Annotated in this window: 15 protein-coding genes; 9 read left to right on the forward strand and 6 right to left on the reverse strand. The window is 50.4% G+C overall.

All coding sequences use genetic code 11. The features are described 5' to 3' along the window. The first annotated feature begins 112 nt into the window (after window positions 1-112). Entirely contained in the window at window positions 113-679 is a 567-nt protein-coding gene (gene idi / locus MPHASIOC01_RS27235; protein WP_369937474.1) for an isopentenyl-diphosphate Delta-isomerase, read from the forward strand. Window positions 680-867: 188 nt separating this feature from the next. Here idi and ligB read toward each other — a convergent pair whose 3' ends face one another. Beyond that, window positions 868-2,568 (reverse strand): NAD-dependent DNA ligase LigB, encoded by a 1,701-nt coding sequence (gene ligB, locus MPHASIOC01_RS27240; protein ID WP_353613659.1) that lies wholly within the window; start codon window positions 2,566-2,568, stop codon window positions 868-870. A gap of 241 nt (window positions 2,569-2,809) precedes the next feature. On the opposite strand from ligB, the gene gmk reads away from it, so the two are divergent. The 5 genes from gmk to recG are packed head-to-tail and all read left to right on the forward strand — an operon-like array spanning window position 2,810 to window position 8,681. Further along, window positions 2,810-3,433 carry a guanylate kinase gene (gmk, locus tag MPHASIOC01_RS27245; RefSeq protein ID WP_064596238.1) on the forward strand — a complete coding sequence of 208 codons (624 nt, stop codon included), beginning with the start codon at window positions 2,810-2,812 and terminating at the stop codon, window positions 3,431-3,433. 54 nt (window positions 3,434-3,487) lie between these two features. Then, window positions 3,488-3,763 carry a DNA-directed RNA polymerase subunit omega gene (gene rpoZ / locus MPHASIOC01_RS27250; protein WP_036115651.1) on the forward strand — a complete coding sequence of 92 codons (276 nt, stop codon included), beginning with the start codon at window positions 3,488-3,490 and terminating at the stop codon, window positions 3,761-3,763. 18 nt (window positions 3,764-3,781) lie between these two features. Beyond that, the gene (gene spoT, locus MPHASIOC01_RS27255) at window positions 3,782-5,899 is read left to right on the forward strand and encodes a bifunctional GTP diphosphokinase/guanosine-3',5'-bis pyrophosphate 3'-pyrophosphohydrolase (RefSeq protein ID WP_353613660.1); all 2,118 of its coding nucleotides are present in this window, start codon (window positions 3,782-3,784) and stop codon (window positions 5,897-5,899) included. Window positions 5,900-5,905: 6 nt separating this feature from the next. Further along, complete coding sequence (gene trmH, locus MPHASIOC01_RS27260; RefSeq protein ID WP_353613661.1) at window positions 5,906-6,595, forward strand: tRNA (guanosine(18)-2'-O)-methyltransferase TrmH; 690 nt, start codon at window positions 5,906-5,908, stop codon at window positions 6,593-6,595. Between the two features lie 4 nt (window positions 6,596-6,599). Beyond that, window positions 6,600-8,681 (forward strand): ATP-dependent DNA helicase RecG, encoded by a 2,082-nt coding sequence (gene recG, locus MPHASIOC01_RS27265; RefSeq protein ID WP_353613662.1) that lies wholly within the window; start codon window positions 6,600-6,602, stop codon window positions 8,679-8,681. Window positions 8,682-8,729: 48 nt separating this feature from the next. Here the strand turns inward: recG and gltS are convergent, their stop codons facing one another. Next, entirely contained in the window at window positions 8,730-9,935 is a 1,206-nt protein-coding gene (gene gltS / locus MPHASIOC01_RS27270; RefSeq protein WP_064596247.1) for a sodium/glutamate symporter, read from the reverse strand. A 224-nt stretch (window positions 9,936-10,159) separates the two neighbouring features. Here gltS and MPHASIOC01_RS27275 point away from each other — a divergent pair, with 224 nt between their 5' ends. Both MPHASIOC01_RS27275 and MPHASIOC01_RS27280 read left to right on the forward strand, forming a co-directional pair. After that, on the forward strand, window positions 10,160-11,560 hold the full coding sequence (locus MPHASIOC01_RS27275; RefSeq protein WP_353613663.1) for a uracil-xanthine permease family protein: 1,401 nt from the start codon (window positions 10,160-10,162) through the stop codon (window positions 11,558-11,560). Window positions 11,561-11,744: 184 nt separating this feature from the next. Then, window positions 11,745-13,427: an AsmA family protein gene (locus tag MPHASIOC01_RS27280; RefSeq protein ID WP_064596252.1), complete on the forward strand. Its 1,683-nt coding sequence runs from the start codon at window positions 11,745-11,747 to the stop codon at window positions 13,425-13,427. 3 nt (window positions 13,428-13,430) lie between these two features. Here the strand turns inward: MPHASIOC01_RS27280 and fabY are convergent, their stop codons facing one another. From fabY to typA, 4 genes are all read right to left on the reverse strand, one after another. Next, window positions 13,431-14,372, reverse strand: a complete 942-nt coding sequence (gene fabY, locus MPHASIOC01_RS27285; protein WP_064596254.1) for a fatty acid biosynthesis protein FabY — start codon at window positions 14,370-14,372, stop codon at window positions 13,431-13,433. A gap of 47 nt (window positions 14,373-14,419) precedes the next feature. Continuing rightward, complete coding sequence (dtd, locus tag MPHASIOC01_RS27290) at window positions 14,420-14,857, reverse strand: D-aminoacyl-tRNA deacylase (RefSeq protein ID WP_064596256.1); 438 nt, start codon at window positions 14,855-14,857, stop codon at window positions 14,420-14,422. A gap of 35 nt (window positions 14,858-14,892) precedes the next feature. Further along, window positions 14,893-15,498 carry a glucose-1-phosphatase gene (yihX, locus tag MPHASIOC01_RS27295; RefSeq protein ID WP_064596260.1) on the reverse strand — a complete coding sequence of 202 codons (606 nt, stop codon included), beginning with the start codon at window positions 15,496-15,498 and terminating at the stop codon, window positions 14,893-14,895. Window positions 15,499-15,636: 138 nt separating this feature from the next. Then, window positions 15,637-17,457: a ribosome-dependent GTPase TypA gene (gene typA, locus MPHASIOC01_RS27300; protein ID WP_064596261.1), complete on the reverse strand. Its 1,821-nt coding sequence runs from the start codon at window positions 17,455-17,457 to the stop codon at window positions 15,637-15,639. A gap of 375 nt (window positions 17,458-17,832) precedes the next feature. Here typA and glnA point away from each other — a divergent pair, with 375 nt between their 5' ends. Then, complete coding sequence (gene glnA, locus MPHASIOC01_RS27305) at window positions 17,833-19,242, forward strand: glutamate--ammonia ligase (protein ID WP_064596292.1); 1,410 nt, start codon at window positions 17,833-17,835, stop codon at window positions 19,240-19,242. The last annotated feature ends 12 nt before the right edge of the window (window positions 19,243-19,254 follow it).

Here is a 19,254-nt window from a genome sequence, read left to right on the forward strand (position 1 = left end):
TCAGGGTTTCAGGGCCATGCTATTTCCGTCAGAATGTGGCAGACCGACCCGATTGTTGCCCATCAGTTATACTTCACATTTCCAGATATCCCTGGCCTGATACGAGATTTTTATGATTCAACAAGAACATGTGGTGCTGCTCAATGCCCAAGGCAAACCAAAAGGAGTCATGGAGAAGTACGCCGCGCATAATGAGAACACCCCGCTTCACCTGGCTTTTTCTTGTTGGATATTTAATGCGCAAGGGCAATATTTACTGACCCGCAGAGCATTAGCCAAAAAGGCCTGGCCTGGTGTGTGGACTAATTCTGTTTGCGGTCACCCTCAATGGGAAGAAACGCAGGAAGAGGCGATTCACCGCCGTTGCCTGTACGAAACAGGGGTGAATGTTGAAAACATAACGCCCGTCAGCCCACACTTTCGTTATTGTGAAACAGATGCCAGCGGGATTATGGAAAATGAGATTTGCCCGGTATATGCAGCCCTGGCCGTTAATAAAGTTCAACCTCATCCTGAAGAAGTGATGGATTACCACTGGTTCCAGTTGGATGATGTCATTGCATCCGTGCGTCATACACCATGGGTTTTTTCCCCCTGGATGGTACAACTTGTTTCCGATTCCAGTGCCCTAAGTGCCCTGAACACTTTTGTGAAAAATATTATCAGTTCTCAGCGGTAAAAATGCCGGGCAAACCACCCGGCTGTGCAATAACAAGTAGCAGTTATATAAGCGGCTTAACACGACCGAAAGCCGTAGCGGTGGCAGAATGCGATGAAACGCAATTAATTCTGTTGGTTAAGAAGTTTAGGTTTGATGTATTTTCCACAAATAATAGAAGAATCAATTAATCGCCCTTAAAGATATATCTAAAAAATATCATCTGTGAATCCAGCGATACCTTCCTCACCCAGCCAACCCACAAGGTGGCTGACCTCGGGTGAATGTACGACACGCAGAATCTCTTTCGCTCGCCCTGGCCCAATCCCGGCAAGGCGCTGCCAGTCAGCCTGGGTACGCAGTGCAACCTGAGCCCAGTGTTCATCAGCAAAAGACCGAAAATAGTGTTCCGGGAGTGGAACACCCAGTGCTCTGACCCAACGGACAAAAGGTTGCTGGCGAGTATGCAATAACTGTTGCCACAGATTGACGGTATGGGCGGCTGAGATACCCGGTGTTCGTGCCAGGGCTTCTTCATTTAATTGTAGCCAGGAAAAAATATGCTCAAATTGGTGATGTTCAGTAAGAGCACGCCATCGCCCCGGCCCAAAACCTTTCAGGTCAAGTGCCTGAGGTTGTGCTAACCCGTTCAGCCGGGCAAGGAATTGCTCCTTGCAATACTCAGGCTGAGGAGAAAAACAACTTAACGCATGAAAACGTGTTGAATCGGGTGGGTCTGGTTTGATTCGTTCAGCCACACGCCATAACACATCATCCAGACGGGGGATTCCCTGCCCAGCCAGGCTGATTACAACCTGATCCCCTGGCGCGATGTCCCATTCCTGCCAGCGCTGGACGGACCCAAGGCTAACCTTCTTCACCTGCTTATCATCTATTTGCACCGGATGAAGGGTTGCCACAACGGTCACTTTGCCTGTACGCCCAACAGTAAAATGGATCCGTTTCACCTCAGCAATTTGTTGTTGAGGGGGGTATTTCCAGGCAACCAGCCAGCTATTCTCACCGGGACGCCAGTATTCTGCCGGCGCGGCATGTTCTGCTCTAATAATGATGCCATCGGTAGCAAAAGGTAAGGGAGAACGGAACCATGTGTCACGCCAGTGCGCAACATCAGCTACGGACGCCACCGGCTGTGACCAGCCAGATGTCAAAGTGAACCCAGCCTCAGATAACACAGAAAATTGCCGGGACAACTCTTGCGGGCCATCCGGCCAGGCCCAGATAAAAAGACCAATACGGCTAAGGTGTAACCCGGGTGCCTTACGCATCATCGCACCCGCGACATAAGCCCTGGCATTCAAACTACCATCACGTTGTTGCACATGCCCAGGCACCCCAGCCTGCAAAAAAAGCTCACCCTGCAGCACAGCATTGGCCAGTAAACCTTGCGTTTTTTGGGGCAAACCGGTGAGAAACGGGATCCGGTCGCTCCAGTCTTCTCCCTGCAACCCATCCCCACGGCTAAGCAGTCGGGTGGGTTTTCCATCCTGATAAACCAGTGTAATGGCCACACCATCTACTTTAGGTTGTACCCACAACGCCGTTTTTCCTGACATCCAGCGAGCCACAGCAGCCATGTCTGATAACTTTTTAACCCCTGTATGAGCAACAGGATGCCAGTGCTTCCCAGGCCTGGCCTGAATGGCATCATTTCCTGCTGCCGCATACTGAAAGCAACGCTGCCAAAACGCCAGGCGGCTACGAATCTGGTCATAAAGTTCATCGTCAATTTCACTCACACCGTTTTGCCAGTATGCGGTATCCCACGCGGATACCTGAGCAGACAACGCGGATATTTCATGGCCTGCGCGCAGGGGTGACCAGTTCGGGCACTGGGCCTGCACGAAAGAAATGCACAGCAACTGAATGAGTAATAAAACTATTTTCATACTCACCTCCTGAGTCCGTTCACTGTACGCGACAGAAAAGAGTGCGAATATGTTGAAAAGATACGTTTGCGAAACATGCCGAAAACAAACTGGTGTGTTGCATTCTGCACAACAAAAATCAGGAATCCCGAACGAAAAATAAAGAAATTACAGCCTGAAAACAGACAAAAGCTACGTAATGGCGGGAGGTTGTGTATAATAAGCGCGTATTACTCACTTCTTTATTTCGAATCGAATACTCATGGCTCAAGGCACGCTTTATATTGTTTCCGCGCCAAGTGGTGCGGGGAAATCCAGTCTCATTCAGGCGTTACTGAAAACTCAGCCACTGTATGACACACAGGTTTCCGTTTCTCATACCACCCGTTCTGCGCGCCCGGGCGAAATTCATGGTGAACACTACTATTTTGTTAACCATGACGAGTTTCGACAAATGATTGCAGAAGACGCTTTTCTGGAACATGCGGAAGTCTTTGGGAATTACTACGGCACGTCTCGCCACACTATTGAACAAGTCCTGTCGACGGGTGTGGATGTTTTTCTGGATATCGACTGGCAAGGTGCCCAGCAAATCCGCAACAAAATGCCGCAAGCGCGCAGTATTTTCATTCTTCCACCATCAAAAGTGGAACTGGACCGCCGCTTGCGTGGCCGTGGTCAGGATAGTGAAGACGTCATTACCCGCCGGATGGCTCAGGCTGTTGCGGAAATGAGCCACTATGCCGAGTATGATTACCTTATTGTGAATGATGACTTTGATACCGCCCTGGGCGATTTAAAGACTATCATTCGGGCTGAACGCCTGCGTATGGGGCGACAAAAGCAACGTCATGATGCTTTAATCAGCAAACTATTGGCAGACTGAACCCGGATTCAGTATCATGCCCAGTCATTTCTTCACCTGTGGAGCACTTTAAATATGGCACGCGTAACTGTTCAGGACGCTGTAGAGAAAATTGGTAACCGTTTTGACCTGGTACTGGTCGCTGCGCGTCGCGCCCGCCAAATGCAGGCAGGCGGCAAAGATCCGCTGGTACCGGAAGAAAACGATAAACCCACCGTTATCGCACTGCGTGAAATCGAAGAAGGTTTGATTAACAACCAAATCCTCGATGTGCGTGAACGCCAGGAACAGCAAGAGCAGGAAGCCGCTGAATTGCAGGCTGTTACCGCGATTGCTGAAGGTCGTCGTTAATAACTCTGTAGGCACCCCTTGTACCTGTTTGAAAGCCTTAATCAACTGATTCAACATTACTTGCCTGAGGACCAAATTAAGCGCCTCAGGCAGGCATATCTTGTTGCGCGTGATGCTCACGAGGGGCAAACTCGTTCAAGTGGTGAACCCTATATAACGCACCCTGTCGCTGTAGCTTGTATTCTGGCCGAAATGAAACTCGACCACGAAACACTCATGGCGGCACTGCTGCACGATGTTATCGAAGATACTCCGGCAACCTACCAGGATATGGAACAGTTGTTTGGGAAAACTGTTGCCGAACTGGTCGAAGGGGTATCAAAACTCGATAAACTGAAATTCCGCGATAAGAAAGAAGCGCAGGCTGAAAACTTTCGCAAAATGATCATGGCGATGGTGCAGGATATCCGCGTCATTCTGATCAAGCTTGCAGACCGTACCCACAACATGCGCACGCTGGGATCTTTACGCCCGGATAAACGCCGCCGTATTGCACGAGAAACGCTGGAAATATACAGCCCACTGGCTCACCGCTTAGGTATTCATCACCTGAAAACTGAGCTGGAAGAGTTAGGTTTCGAAGCACTCTACCCTAACCGTTATCGGGTCATCAAAGAAGTGGTAAAAGCGGCGCGCGGTAACCGCAAAGAGATGATCCAGAAAATCCTTTCTGAAATTGAAGGGCGGTTGCAAGAGGCAGGTATAGCCTGTCGCGTCAGTGGCCGGGAAAAGCACCTTTATTCGATTTACTGCAAAATGGTGCTGAAAGAGCAACGCTTTCATTCCATCATGGATATCTATGCTTTTCGCGTAATCGTTAAAGATGTGGACACCTGTTACCGTGTTTTGGGGCAGATGCACAGCCTGTATAAACCCCGTCCGGGCCGGGTTAAAGACTACATAGCTATACCAAAAGCCAACGGATACCAGTCATTGCATACCTCAATGATTGGCCCCCATGGTGTACCCGTTGAAGTCCAGATCCGTACAGAAGATATGGACCAAATGGCGGAGATGGGGGTAGCTGCGCACTGGGCCTATAAAGGCCATGGTGAAAGCAGTACTACCGCGCAAATTCGGGCTCAGCGCTGGATGCAAAGCCTGCTCGAATTACAACAAAGCGCCGGTAACTCGTTTGAATTTATCGAAAGTGTGAAATCTGATCTGTTCCCGGATGAGATTTACGTTTTCACCCCGGAAGGGCGTATTGTTGAGCTCCCTGCCGGTGCCACCCCCGTCGATTTTGCCTATGCGGTACACACAGACATTGGTCATGCCTGTGTCGGTGCCCGTGTAGACCGCCAGCCTTATCCACTTTCCCAACCGCTTTCCAGCGGGCAAACTGTGGAAATCATCACAGCACCGGGGGCTCGTCCTAATGCCGCATGGCTGAACTTTGTGGTCAGTTCGCGGGCACGGGCTAAAATCCGCCAGGCGCTCAAGAACCTCAAGCGTGATGACTCTGTAAGCCTGGGCCGCCGCCTGTTAAGCCATGCATTAGGTGGGAGCCGTAAGCTTGCTGAGATCCCGGCAGAGAATCTGCAACGGGAACTGGAACGCATGAAGCTCGGGTCTCTGGATGACCTGTTGGCAGAGATTGGCCTCGGTAACGCCATGAGTGTTGTGGTGGCAAAAAATCTGACTCACGGTGAAAACAGTGTACAGCATCAAGCGCCATCCGCTGAAAACCGGGCTCACCTGCCAATAAAAGGCGCTGATGGTGTGATGGTGACATTTGCAAAATGCTGCCGTCCAATTCCTGGCGACCCAATTATTGCACATGTCAGTCCGGGGAAAGGGCTGGTTATTCACCATGAATCCTGCCGTAACATCAAGGGATACCAGAAAGAGCCAGAAAAATTCATGGCTGTTGAGTGGGATAAGGAAACCGAGCAAGAATTTATCACCGAAATCAAGGTGGATATGTTCAACCACCAGGGCGCTCTGGCTAACCTGACCGCTGCGATTAATGCTTCTGGTTCTAATATTCAAAGCCTGAATACTGAAGAGAAAGATGGGCGGGTGTACAGTGCATTTATTCGCCTGACAGCCCGGGATCGCGTACATCTGGCTAATATTATGCGCAAAATCCGCGTCATGCCGGACGTCATTAAAGTTAACCGCAACAGAAATTAAGCGTTTATGAATCCACAACGTTATGCGCGTATCTGCGAAATGCTCGCCCACCGCCAGCCAGACCTGACTGTGTGCATGGAGCAGGTCCATAAACCGCATAACGTATCGGCTATCATTCGTACTGCAGATGCCGTGGGCGTACAGGAAGTTCATGCCGTATGGCCTGGGCACAAGTTGCGTACCACGGTGTCTACAGCAGCCGGAAGTAATAGCTGGGTAGATGTTAAAACGCACCGCACTATCCAAAACGCTGTCACAACGCTCAAAGCGCGTGGCATGCAGATCCTCGCCACTCATCTTTCAGATAGCGCCGTTGATTTTCGGGAAATCGACTACACTCGCCCTACCTGCATTCTTATGGGCCAGGAAAAAACAGGCATTACTCAGGAAGCGCTGGCACTGGCTGATCAGGACATTATCATTCCGATGACTGGCATGGTGCAGTCGTTAAATGTTTCTGTTGCATCGGCACTCATTCTGTATGAAGCACAACGCCAGCGCCAAAACGCAGGTATGTATGCACGGGAAAACAGTATGTTGCCAGACAGCGTTCAGCAACGGCTTTTGTTTGAAGGTGGTTACCCGGTGCTGGCTAAAGTCGCCAAACGCAAAGGCCTGCCCTACCCGCTGATTAACCATGCCGGGGAAATAGAGGCAGAGGCCAGTTGGTGGGCCAGAATGCAGTCAGCGGAATAATGCCATGAAAGGCCGCCTGCTGGATGCCATCCCTCTCAGTACACTGACTGGTGTAGGTGCCAGCCAGAGCAATAAACTGGCAAAAATCGGCCTTCATACCATCCAGGATCTCCTGCTACATCTCCCGTTACGCTACGAAGACCGCACGCAACTCTATGCAATAGGGGATTTGCTGCCAGGTGTTTACGCAACCGTTGAGGGGGAAGTACTGAACTGCACCGTGCAATTTGGCAGGCGTCGCATGATGGTATGCCAGATAAGCGATGGTAGCGGTATTCTGACCATGCGGTTTTTCAATTTTAATGCAGCAATGAAAAACAGCCTGGCAACAGGGCGGCGAGTACTGGCTTATGGCGAAGCAAAGCGCGGTAACCACGGGGCAGAGATGATTCACCCGGAGTATCGTTTACAGGATGATGCCAGTGCGCCTGCATTACAGGAAACGCTGACCCCGGTTTACCCCACAACAGAAGGTGTGCGCCAGGCTACGCTACGTAAACTCACCGACCAGGCGCTGGAACTGCTGGACAGCTGCGCCATTGCAGAGCTATTGCCACAAGAGCTGGCACAGGGAATGCTGAGCCTTCAGCAGGCATTGCACACACTCCACCGCCCCCCGCCTTCATTACAACTGGCTGATCTGGAAGCCGGGCAACATCCTGCTCAGCGCCGCCTGATTATGGAAGAGTTACTGGCGCATAACCTGAGTATGCTGGCGTTAAGGGCAGGAGCACGGCGTTATCACGCACGCCCTTTGCCTGAAGATGATGCACTCAAGCATAACTTTCTCACCCAGCTCCCTTTTGCTCCCACAGGCGCGCAGCAACGCGTTGTGGCGGAAATTGAGCGGGATATGGCACAGGATACACCGATGATGCGTCTGGTTCAGGGCGATGTCGGGTCAGGGAAGACGCTGGTTTCCGCCCTTGCAGCGTTACGTGCGATTGCCGATGGGTGCCAGGTGGCATTAATGGCACCCACTGAATTACTGGCTGAACAGCATGCAGCTAACTTTGCAGCCTGGTTTGAACCACTCGGGATTCAGGTGGGCTGGCTGGCGGGAAAACAGAAGGGTAAAGCACGTCAGGCTCAACAGGAAGCCATCGCCAGCGGCCAGGTACAAATGATTGTTGGCACCCATGCTATTTTCCAGGAACAGGTTGAGTTTCATAACCTGGCTCTGGTAATTATTGATGAACAGCACCGCTTTGGGGTCCACCAGCGCCTGGCTTTGTGGGAAAAAGGTGAGAAACAAGGCTTCCACCCACACCAGTTAATTATGACCGCAACCCCTATACCCCGCACACTTGCGATGACAGCCTATGCAGATCTGGATACCTCGGTAATTGATGAATTACCACCGGGCAGAACACCAGTGACAACGGTTGCCATTCCTGATTCTCGCCGCCCGGATATTATTGAGCGCGTTCGCCATGCCTGTGCACAAGAAGGGCGTCAGGCTTACTGGGTGTGTACGTTGATTGAAGAATCTGAGCTACTGGAAGCCCAGGCAGCGGAAGCGACATGGGAGGAGCTAAAAAACACGTTGCCAGATTTATCTGTTGGTCTGGTTCATGGCCGCATGAAACCGCAAGAAAAGCAGGCGGTCATGCAGGATTTTAAATCCGGAAAACTGCATCTGCTAGTTGCTACCACGGTAATTGAAGTTGGGGTTGATGTTCCCAACGCCAGTCTGATGATCATTGAAAACCCGGAGCGCCTTGGGCTGGCCCAGTTACACCAGTTACGAGGGCGTGTTGGCCGTGGTGCGGTAGCCTCACATTGTGTCCTGCTCTACAAATCACCGTTATCCAAAACGGCGCAAATGCGTTTGCAGGTGCTGCGCGACAGTAACGATGGGTTTGTGATTGCTCAAAAAGACCTGGAAATTCGAGGGCCGGGGGAATTACTGGGCACCAGGCAAACCGGGAATGCCGAGTTTAAAGTCGCAGACCTGTTACGCGACCAGAGAATGATACCGGAAGTACAACGCGTAGCGCGCCACATTCATGAAAAATACCCCCAACAGGCACTCGCTCTCATTGAGCGCTGGATGCCAGAAACTGAGCGTTATTCTAATGCCTGATACCCCACGGTTATCAAAACCGCAGGGTATTGTTTAACATGCAATGTGTTATGCACCAAAAATTGGCAGTAATAAATAGAGCTTAATGACCAGCGCATTCACAATATCAATGAAGAATGCACCCACCATGGGAACCACCAGAAACGCCATATGTGATGGCCCGAAACGGTCAGTAATTGCCTGCATATTCGCAATAGCCGTTGGCGTTGCCCCCAGGCCAAATCCACAATGCCCGGCAGCCAGTACAGACGCATCATAGTTCTTGCCCATCAATCGCCATGTCACGAAGATAGCATACAGCGCCATGGACAGTGCCTGCACCGCCAGAATCGCCAGCATCGGCAATGCCAGAGAAGCCAGTTCCCATAATTTCAGGCTCATTAATGCCATGGCAAGAAACAAGGAAAGACTGACGTTACCGAGAACTGATACCGCTCGATCAAATACCTGGTAGAAACCAATAGCAGATAGAGTATTACTGAGGATGACACCGACAAACAACACGCAAACAAATGTAGGCAGTTCAAGTACTGTCCCTTGCAACAGCTGAGCGACAATGCGCCCCAGTGTCAAGCAAATGGCAATCATGGCAATGGTTTCCACCAGTACCAGTGAAGTGATCATGCGGCCAATATCTGGCTTTTCGAATGCAGTGGGTACAGCGTTATCATCCGGAGTACCGTCCGGTGTGGATGAATGTTTGACCAGATAACGTGCGACCGGGCCACCAATCAGCCCACCCAGCACCAAACCAAATGTTGCGCAGGCCATTGCCACTTCAGTCGCATTTTCAAACCCGTAACGCTCGGTAAACAGTTTACTCCACGCAGCACCTGTACCATGCCCACCAGACAGCGTAATCGACCCGGCCAACAATCCCATTAACGGGTCAAGCCCCAACACCTTTGCCATACCAATACCGATGGCGTTCTGCATTAGTAACAGACCGACAACAACAATCAAAAATGTACCAAGGACTTTGCCGCCCGAGCGCAGACTGGCGATATTGGCATTCAACCCAATAGTGGCAAAAAAAGCCAGCATTAACGGGTCTTTCAACGACATATCAAACTCAACTTCCCAGTCAGTTGTGAGTTTGAGCAATAGCAATGCCAGAGCGACCAGTAAGCCACCCGCGACGGGTTCAGGAATAGTGTATTTTTTCAGGATTGGTACGGTTTGAACCAGTTTGCGCCCCAGCAATAGGACAAGGGTCGCCGCGACCAGCGTAGATAAGGTATCGAGATGAAACATATTGAAATACTCCATGTGCGCATCAGTTGCTGCACGCTATCGTCCTGTAATAAGAAATATCACCAAAAAGTGGATAGACGCATCATTCTAACTAAAAAACAGCCAGAGATTAGCATAAAAACCAGATTTGCCGTTATTAACATCGTTGTTACAAAAAGCAACCGTTTGCTTTTACCATTTAGTCCGATAAAATCACCGCTTTTCCACCATGAGATATCCCAATAATGTCCGCCAGCCATTCAGAAGCAGAAAGTGCGCAAACGGTTGCCCAGCCATTGCGTAACAGTGAACTTATTTATCACCTGGAAGACAGGCCGCCTTTGCCGCAAACCTTGTTTGCTGCCTGCCAGCACTTGTTGGCCATGTTTGTCGCGGTAATCACTCCTGCACTATTAATCTGCCAGGCGCTGGGGTTACCAGCTGCGGATACTCAACACATCATTAGCATGTCGCTATTTGCTTCCGGTGTGGCATCTATCATTCAAATTAAAGCCTGGGGACCAGTCGGTTCAGGTTTATTATCCATTCAGGGAACCAGCTTTAACTTCGTATCTCCATTAATTATGGGAGGCCTGGCACTGAAAAATGGCGGTGCGGATATCCCTACAATGATGGCGGCGCTGTTTGGCACATTGATGCTGGCAAGCTGTACCGAAATGGTACTGTCGCGCGTTCTGCACCTTGCCCGGCGCATTATCACACCACTGGTTTCCGGCGTAGTGGTCATGATTATCGGGTTATCACTGATTCAGGTCGGCCTGACGTCTATTGGTGGTGGTTACGCTGCCATGAACGACCACAGCTTTGGCTCCCCTAAAAACCTGTTACTGGCTGGGATAGTTCTGGCCGTCATTATTCTGCTTAACCGCCAGCGTAACCCTTATTTACGGGTTGCATCGCTGGTGATTGCCATGGCAATCGGCTACCTTGCTGCAGGGCTTATGGGCATGCTGCCCGACAACACCACAGCCGCTAACCAGTCGCTGATTATGGTTCCAACGCCGCTTTATTACGGCCTCGGCTTTGACTGGAATCTGTTGGTTCCGCTGATGTTGGTATTTATGGTGACCTCGCTGGAAACAATTGGTGATATTACGGCCACATCGGATGTCTCAGAACAACCGGTGTCCGGGCCGTTATACATGAAGCGCCTGAAAGGTGGTGTCCTGGCAAATGGCCTGAACTCAATGGTTTCCGCTATTTTCAATACCTTCCCGAACTCCTGCTTTGGGCAAAACAACGGAGTGATTCAGTTAACCGGTGTAGCAAGCCGCTATGTCGGTTTTGTGGTTGCACTGATGCTCATCATTTTGGGCCTGTTTCCAGCTGTGAGTGGATTTGTACAACATATTCCTGAACCTGTTCTGGGTGGTGCCACCATTGTGATGTTTGGCACCATAGCTGCTTCAGGTGTCCGAATTGTGTCTCGTGAACCGTTAAACCGCCGTGCCATTCTGATAATTGCATTGTCGCTGGCGGTGGGTTTGGGCGTTTCTCAGCAGCCGTTGATTCTACAGTTTGCGCCTGACTGGCTGAAAAATATGCTCTCTTCCGGGATTGCCGCAGGTGGGATCACCGCTATCCTGCTTAACCTGATTTTCCCGCAAGAAAAAGAAAAACAATAACGGCTGTGTTATTCGGTATTAGCCCGGTTGCAAAACCGGGCTAATACCAACATGTTTTCCCGGCATTCTGCCTGTTTTCTCGCCATTCCTTGCTTACGGATGTAACTCCTCACATATCCACCCTTGAGGTCTGTATATTTTTAAGGCATAACACCCGAATGATATCTGCGCAGGATGGAAGACTATGAAATTCGCAGGAAAGTTAATTTTCGCACTGCTGCTCGTCGTCTTTGCGGTGCTGGTTGCAGGGTATTTTGTGGTGCAAACCCCGTGGGGCACCGGAAAAATTGTCCGCTGGGTGAATAACAACACAGGTTATGATTTAAAAATTCAGTCTGTTTCGCACTCCTGGCGTTCCCCGGACCATGTCATGTTGTCTGGTGTTACATTTGGCAGAAAGGGCCATTCAGCCACCCTGGTGGCAAAGCAGGTGGATATTGGCCTGAGTGCACGGCAGTTTTCAGAGCCTCTGCATGTGGATACCATCCTGTTAGAGGGCGGTACCCTGAACTTATTACCTTCTGCCGCACCACTACCTTTTCAGGCTGAGCGGTTACAACTCACCAACATGGCTATTAACAGCCCGGAGACTGGCTGGGATCTCACCGCACAGCGGGTAAGTGGTGGGCTGGTGCCCTGGAAACCTGAACCCGGCAGTATTCTGGGGCGAAACACCCAAATACAGCTCAGTGCCGGTTCGTTGTCACTGAATGGTATCCCGGCTACAAATGTACTGATACAGGGCAAAATCGCTCAGCAGGAAGTTATTCTGCAAACCGTGGGCGCTGATATCGCACGCGGAGCATTAACAGCCAGTGCCCGGCGCAATTCTGACGGTAGTTGGGAAATTGAGATGCTACGGCTTAATGATATTCGCCTGCAAACGGCTAAATCACTGGTGGATTTTCTGGCCCCGTTAACCACCCCACCTTCATTAATGATTGACCGGCTGGAAGTGACCGGCGCTCGCATGGAAGGGCCACAATGGGCAATTACCGATTTGAACTTCAGCCTGCGCAACCTGACCCTGGCAAAAGGCGAATGGAGCAGCAGTGACGGGCAAATATCCCTGAATGCCAGCGATATTATTTATGGGCCGTTCCAGTTCACAGACCCAATTTTTAATGCAGATTTGTCTGCAGATGGCATCAAAATCCGCCAGTTTTCGTCACGCTGGGAGCGCGGGATGATTCGTGCCGACGGGCAGTGGTTGCGACAATCTCATACTCTGGCACTGAATGAGGTTGCCGTTGCCGGGCTGGAATACACACTACCCGCACAGTGGAAAACCTGGTGGCAAACCGCTTTGCCAGACTGGCTTCGGACGCTGACTGTTGGGCGTTTTTCCGCCAGCCGTAATTTACTGATTGATATTAATCCCGATTTTCCCTTCCAGTTTACCTCACTGGATGGTGATGGCACTGGCCTTACACTGGTAAAAGATAATCAGTGGGGAATCTGGCAGGGTAAGCTGAACTTTGCCGCCGCAGGGGCAACCTTCAATAAAGTAGATGTCCGGCGACCATCTGTCAGTTTGACGGCCACACCTGATAATATTGCAGTAACAGAGCTCAGCGCGTTTACAGATAAAGGGTTGCTTGATGCTAAAGCGCAGGTAAGCCAGACAGCAGAACGGGCAATCTCGTTACAGCTTTCAGGGAAAGGGGTTCCCCTGAATATTCTGCATAACTGGGGTTGGCCAGACGTTCCGCTTTCTGGCAATGGTAACCTGCAATTGTCACTGCAAGGTCGTTTACAGGCCGGGTTACCCCTTGCGCCCGGCATGAATGGCACACTACACCTGACAGACAGCAAAGGCGAGCAGGCTCAGCAAACCATGCATCAGGGAACCGTCACGGGGAGTTAACCCTTACTCCTCCTCATTCCCACCCGCTTCCAGCGCACCGAACGGTTGCGCCGGAAGCACCATATACACCCCTTCGAATACTGCTCCCAGATGGTCATCGCCAAATAATTTAACCTGCAACTGTACGCGTGATTTGCGCCCACGGGCCAGGCGGTCAAGATCACCACTGAGTGTTTCAAGGCTGGCCTCAGCCCCCGGTTTACCGGCGATCGGCTTGCTGTAGCGAATGTGTGCATCAGCCAAAATAATGGTTCCGCCTAAATGGCGCTCACGTAGCATCAGCCAGATAAGCCCCCAACCGGTCAGTGTTGCCAGCGAGAATAAGCTCCCGGCAAATAAGGTATGATGCGGGTTTTGGTTACCTGTTTCCGGCATGGTGGTAATAAACTTCTGCCCGGTATACTGCAAAATGCGCACACCCATTTTCTCACTCAATGGAATGTGCTGATACCAGGCCTGCTGAAGCTGACCACACCAGTCGGCACGGTGCAAAATATCATCCAGTGTCTGGATGGGTTTTATCATCAGAAAATGGCGTACCGGTGTAGTCTGAGGCGTGGTTATTTCCCCCTGGTTCACGAAGCCCAGTTTGGCAAAGAACTCAACAGCATCTTCACGGGCACTACAAACCACACGTTTTACACCTTCCTGCCGGGCAACAGATTCCAGTGTCATCGCCACCAGTGTCCCCAGGCCTTTATCCTGAACGGAGGGATCAACAGCCATAAAGCGAATCGCTGCTTCATTATCAGCATTCACATACAGCCGGCCAACTGCGACAGGATTACCTTCTTCATCCACAACCATTTGATGGTGCGCCATTGCATCCCAGGCATCACGTTCAGAGCCTTTTGGCTGGTGCAAAGGTTTGCGCAGCATCTCCCAGCGAAATTGGTAGTAGCGTTCAAGTTCTTCTTCTGTTTGTGGTACGCGCAGGTGATACATATGCGTATTCTCTCTTGTCGCCCGATATCGTTGCAGGGCCAGGTGGTTCATGTTTGCAACCAGAACGTTACCGGGCCGTCATTCACCAAAGACACCTTCATATCCGCAGCAAAACGCCCGGTTTCCGTTGCGACTCCCTGCATACGGCAACGCTCAACAAAATATTCGTAAAATGCATTCGCCATGTCTGGTGGTGCACCACGAGAAAACCCCGGACGCATGCCACGGCTGGTATCTGCCGGCAATGTAAACTGAGAAACCACCAGAACGCTGCCACCAGCCTGCTGAACATTCAGGTTCATTTTGTCATTTTCGTCCTGAAAAATGCGGTAACCAAGCACACGCTCACACAAACGATCTGCTTTCTGGTGGGTATCTTCTTTTTCGACACCTAATAACACTAAAAGTCCGGGACCAATCTGACCAGTAATCATGTCATCCACCTTTACGCAGGCTTCAGACACACGTTGTATTAAAGCAATCATGATGAATTCTTATTGGATGAATGGAGACAATCAAGTCAGGTAACCGGGTTGTGTTCAGCAAACCAGGCAGGAATACGTTTACGATCATCGACTAATACACTGGTTATACCCAATTGCTGAGCCGCATTAATATTCTCATGGTTGTCATCAAAAAATACGGCATCACTGGCTGCCACACCTTCCTGGCTCAGGACATATTGATAAATCTCAGGTTCAGGTTTACGCATCCCGATTTCATGAGAAAGGTAGACATGTGAAGCAGCATCATCCACTTCAGGCCAGCGCTCACGCCAGAACAACGTATGCAACAGGTTGGTATTAGACAACACCACCACTCGCTGTTGCTGCGAGCGCAATGAGCGCATGATATCGATAACCTCAGGGCGCAAACCCACAAATACAGCCTGCCAGCCTTCAGTAAATTGCTCCGGGCTCAGGGGTAAACACAGTTCATGTGACATATTCTGAATAAACACATCATCACTAATTTCCCCACGCTCATGGCGCTGAAAACTCTCCCCCATATGAAAACGCTCCTTTACTCTGGCCAGCGGTACATGGGTATAGTGGCTCCAGGTGCCAAGCACACGGTTAAAGTCGATATCGATAATGACATTCCCAAGGTCAAAGATATAAAGCATTGCATCTTCTCCAGTGAGGCCATGGAGAATTAACTGTAGCGGTAATCGCTTGATTTGACTATCCGGCAGGTAACAAGAAGGCATAAAAAAACCCCGCCAAAAAAGACGGGGTTCTGTACCAGCGAAAGAAAAACGTGATTATTCTTTCGGACCGCGAGTGGCGCGACGGCGATCGTTTTCAGTCAGATGACGTTTACGCAGACGAACAGAAGTTGGCGTTACTTCTACCAGTTCGTCATCATCGATAAACTCCAGCGCCTGCTCCAGGGTCATTTTAACCGGCGGAGACAGAGTAGTCGCTTCGTCAGTACCGGATGCACGCATGTTGGTCAGTTTTTTACCCGTCAGGCAGTTCACAGTCAGGTCGTTAGAGCGGCTGTGAATACCGATGATCTGGCCTTCATACACTTCAGCACCATGGCCGAGGAACAACTTACCGCGATCCTGCAGGCTGTACAGTGCATAAGCAACTGCTTTACCCTGACCATTGGAAATCAGTACGCCGTTCTGGCGCTGACCGATTTCACCCGGACGCAGGTCATCATAGTGGCTGAATGAAGCGTAAAGCAGACCAGTACCAGAAGTCATGGTCATGAATTCAGTACGGAAGCCAATCAGACCACGGCTTGGAATGATGTAATCAAGACGAACGCGGCCTTTGCCATCTGGCATCATGTCACGCATTTCACCTTTACGCAGGCCCAGTGCTTCCATTACAGAACCCTGGTGCTGTTCTTCGATATCCAGCGTTACCTGCTCAAACGGTTCCTGAGTACGGCCATCAATTTCACGGAAGATAACTTTAGGACGAGACACCGCCAGTTCGAAACCTTCACGACGCATGTTTTCAATCAGGACAGACAGGTGCAGTTCACCACGACCAGAAACACGGAAAGCATCCGGGTCTGGGGTTTCTTCAACACGCAGAGCTACGTTGTGCACCAGTTCTTTTTTCAGTCGGTCAAGAATCTGACGGGAAGTAACGAACTTACCTTCTTTACCACAGAACGGAGAGGTGTTTACGCAGAAGAACATGGTCACAGTCGGTTCATCGACTGTCAACGCAGGCAGAGCTTCTACATTGTTCGGATCACAGATGGTGTCGGAAATATTCAGATCACCCAGACCCGTGATTGCAATGATATCGCCGGCTTCAGCAGAAGCAGACTCAATACGTTGCAGACCCATGTGGCCCAGAACCTGGCCAACTTTGCCATTACGACGTTTGCCTTCGCTGTCGACAATGGTGACTTGCTGGTTCGGTTTAACCACGCCGCGTTTGATACGCCCAATGCCGATAACACCAACATAGTTGTTGTAATCCAGCTGGGAGATTTGCATCTGGAACGGGCCATTCAGGTCAACACTTGGCGGTGCCACATGTTTGACAATGGCTTCGAACAGCGGAGTCATGTCTTCAGCCATGTCTTCGTGATCAAGACCTGCGATACCATTTAACGCAGAAGCGTAAACAATAGGGAAGTCCAGCTGTTCGTCAGTTGCACCCAGGTTAACGAACAGGTCGAACACCTGATCAACAACCCAGTCAGGGCGTGCGCCAGGACGGTCAACTTTGTTGATAACCACAATTGGTTTCAGACCGTAGGCAAACGCTTTTTGCGTTACGAAACGAGTCTGCGGCATCGGGCCATCCATTGCGTCTACCAGCAGCAGAACTGAGTCAACCATGGACATAACGCGTTCTACTTCACCACCAAAGTCGGCGTGCCCTGGGGTGTCCACGATATTGATGCGGTAGTCGCGCCAGTTAATGGCGGTATTTTTCGCGAGGATGGTAATCCCACGCTCTTTCTCCAGGTCGTTGGAGTCCATGACGCGCTCGGTCAGCTCATTACGCTCACCAAACGTGCCAGATTGTTGCAGCAGCTTGTCGACCAGGGTGGTTTTACCATGGTCAACGTGCGCAATAATGGCGATGTTACGCAGATTTTCGATCACAACTTTGCCTCAGGCATTAGGAATAGCGCGCTATTGTACACGTATTAATCGAAGGACTGAACAGGATCACAAACATCTATTGCTAACAAGCTTACATTTCAGGGTTTGTGATCATTTTCACGAAGCACAGATTTGCACCAGTGCGCATTTATGCACCACAAAAGCGCATCACATTAGCACGCATGCACTATAATAGTGCATACTTTCCATTGTGGTGCAGTGCGTTTTCACGGTGGTGCGCATCATAACGCCTTTTGGGCTATTTTTGAAAGTTGGCACAGTTTTCGCTTAATCAAAATTACGGCAAACGCATTTTTTGAAGTGTTTGAAGTATTCGTTACCACGACGACAATGACAATTCCAGGAGATTTAAGTATGTCCGCAGAACACGTTTTGACGATGCTGAATGAACATGATGTGAAGTTCGTTGATTTGCGCTTCACCGATACTAAAGGCAAAGAACAGCACGTCACTATTCCAGCCCACCAGGTTAACGCTGACTTTTTCGAAGAAGGCAAAATGTTCGATGGTTCTTCCATCGGTGGCTGGAAAGGTATCAACGAATCAGACATGGTACTGATGCCAGACGCCTCTACCGCTGTTCTGGATCCATTCTATGAAGAGCCGACTCTGATCATCCGTTGCGACATTCTGGAACCTGCTACCATGCAGGGCTATGACCGCGACCCGCGCTCTATCGCAAAACGTGCTGAAGAATACCTGCGTTCTACCGGTATTGCTGATACCGTTCTGTTTGGGCCTGAGCCTGAATTCTTCCTGTTCGATGATGTTCGCTTCAAAAGTGACATCTCCGGTTGCCACGTTGCTATCGATGATATTGAAGCAGCATGGAACTCTGATACCAAATACGAAGGCGGTAACAAAGGTCACCGTCCTGCTGTGAAAGGTGGTTACTTCCCGGTTCCGCCAGTAGACTCATCACAAGACATCCGTTCTCAAATGTGTCTGACCATGGAACAGATGGGCCTGGTTGTTGAAGCTCACCACCACGAAGTTGCGACTGCTGGCCAGAACGAAGTGGCTACCCGCTTCAATACCCTGACCAAAAAAGCTGACGAAATCCAGATCTACAAATATGTGGTGCACAACGTTGCTCACGCATTTGGTAAAACAGCGACCTTTATGCCAAAACCGATGTTTGGTGATAACGGTTCTGGTATGCACTGCCACATGTCTCTGTCCAAAAACGGTGTAAACCTGTTCTCTGGCGACAAATATGCTGGCCTGTCAGAAGAAGCGCTGTTCTACATTGGTGGTGTTATCAAACACGCTAAAGCAATCAACGCCCTGGCTAACCCATCAACCAACTCTTACAAACGCCTGGTTCCGGGTTATGAAGCACCGGTTATGCTGGCTTACTCTGCCCGTAACCGTTCTGCCTCAATCCGTATTCCGGTGGTTGCATCTCCGAAAGCTCGCCGTATCGAAGTTCGCTTCCCGGACCCGGCTGCTAACCCGTACCTGTGCTTTGCTGCACTGATGATGGCTGGCCTGGACGGTATCAAAAACAAAATCCATCCTGGCGAAGCAATGGACAAAAACCTGTATGACCTGCCTGCAGAAGAAGCAGCAGAAATCCCACAGGTTGCAGGCTCTCTGGAAGAAGCACTGAACGCACTTGATGCAGACCGTGAGTTCCTGACTGCTGGTGGTGTATTCACTGATGATGCCATCGACGCTTACCTGGAACTGCGTCGTGCAGAAAACGATCGTGTGCGTATGACTCCGCATCCGGTTGAATTCGAGCTGTACTACAGCGTCTGATTTATTAAAGAG

The organism is Mangrovibacter phragmitis, from assembly GCF_040429585.1.
Classification (GTDB): Bacteria; Pseudomonadota; Gammaproteobacteria; order Enterobacterales; family Enterobacteriaceae; genus Mangrovibacter; species Mangrovibacter phragmitis.

Bases quoted from the DNA above. Each gene is read 5' to 3' on its own strand.
- MPHASIOC01_RS27275 (WP_353613663.1), top strand. From the start codon at position 10,160: ATGTCCGCCAGCCATTCAGAAGCAGAAAGTGCGCAAACGGTTGCCCAG.
- glnA (WP_064596292.1), top strand. From the start codon at position 17,833: ATGTCCGCAGAACACGTTTTGACGATGCTGAATGAACATGATGTGAAG.
- dtd (WP_064596256.1), bottom strand. From the start codon at position 14,857: ATGATTGCTTTAATACAACGTGTGTCTGAAGCCTGCGTAAAGGTGGAT.
- MPHASIOC01_RS27280 (WP_064596252.1), top strand. From the start codon at position 11,745: ATGAAATTCGCAGGAAAGTTAATTTTCGCACTGCTGCTCGTCGTCTTT.
- recG (WP_353613662.1), top strand. From the start codon at position 6,600: ATGAAAGGCCGCCTGCTGGATGCCATCCCTCTCAGTACACTGACTGGT.
- gltS (WP_064596247.1), bottom strand. From the start codon at position 9,935: ATGTTTCATCTCGATACCTTATCTACGCTGGTCGCGGCGACCCTTGTC.
- yihX (WP_064596260.1), bottom strand. From the start codon at position 15,498: ATGCTTTATATCTTTGACCTTGGGAATGTCATTATCGATATCGACTTT.
- gmk (WP_064596238.1), top strand. From the start codon at position 2,810: ATGGCTCAAGGCACGCTTTATATTGTTTCCGCGCCAAGTGGTGCGGGG.
- idi (WP_369937474.1), top strand. From the start codon at position 113: ATGATTCAACAAGAACATGTGGTGCTGCTCAATGCCCAAGGCAAACCA.
- trmH (WP_353613661.1), top strand. From the start codon at position 5,906: ATGAATCCACAACGTTATGCGCGTATCTGCGAAATGCTCGCCCACCGC.
- rpoZ (WP_036115651.1), top strand. From the start codon at position 3,488: ATGGCACGCGTAACTGTTCAGGACGCTGTAGAGAAAATTGGTAACCGT.
- fabY (WP_064596254.1), bottom strand. From the start codon at position 14,372: ATGTATCACCTGCGCGTACCACAAACAGAAGAAGAACTTGAACGCTAC.
- ligB (WP_353613659.1), bottom strand. From the start codon at position 2,568: ATGAAAATAGTTTTATTACTCATTCAGTTGCTGTGCATTTCTTTCGTG.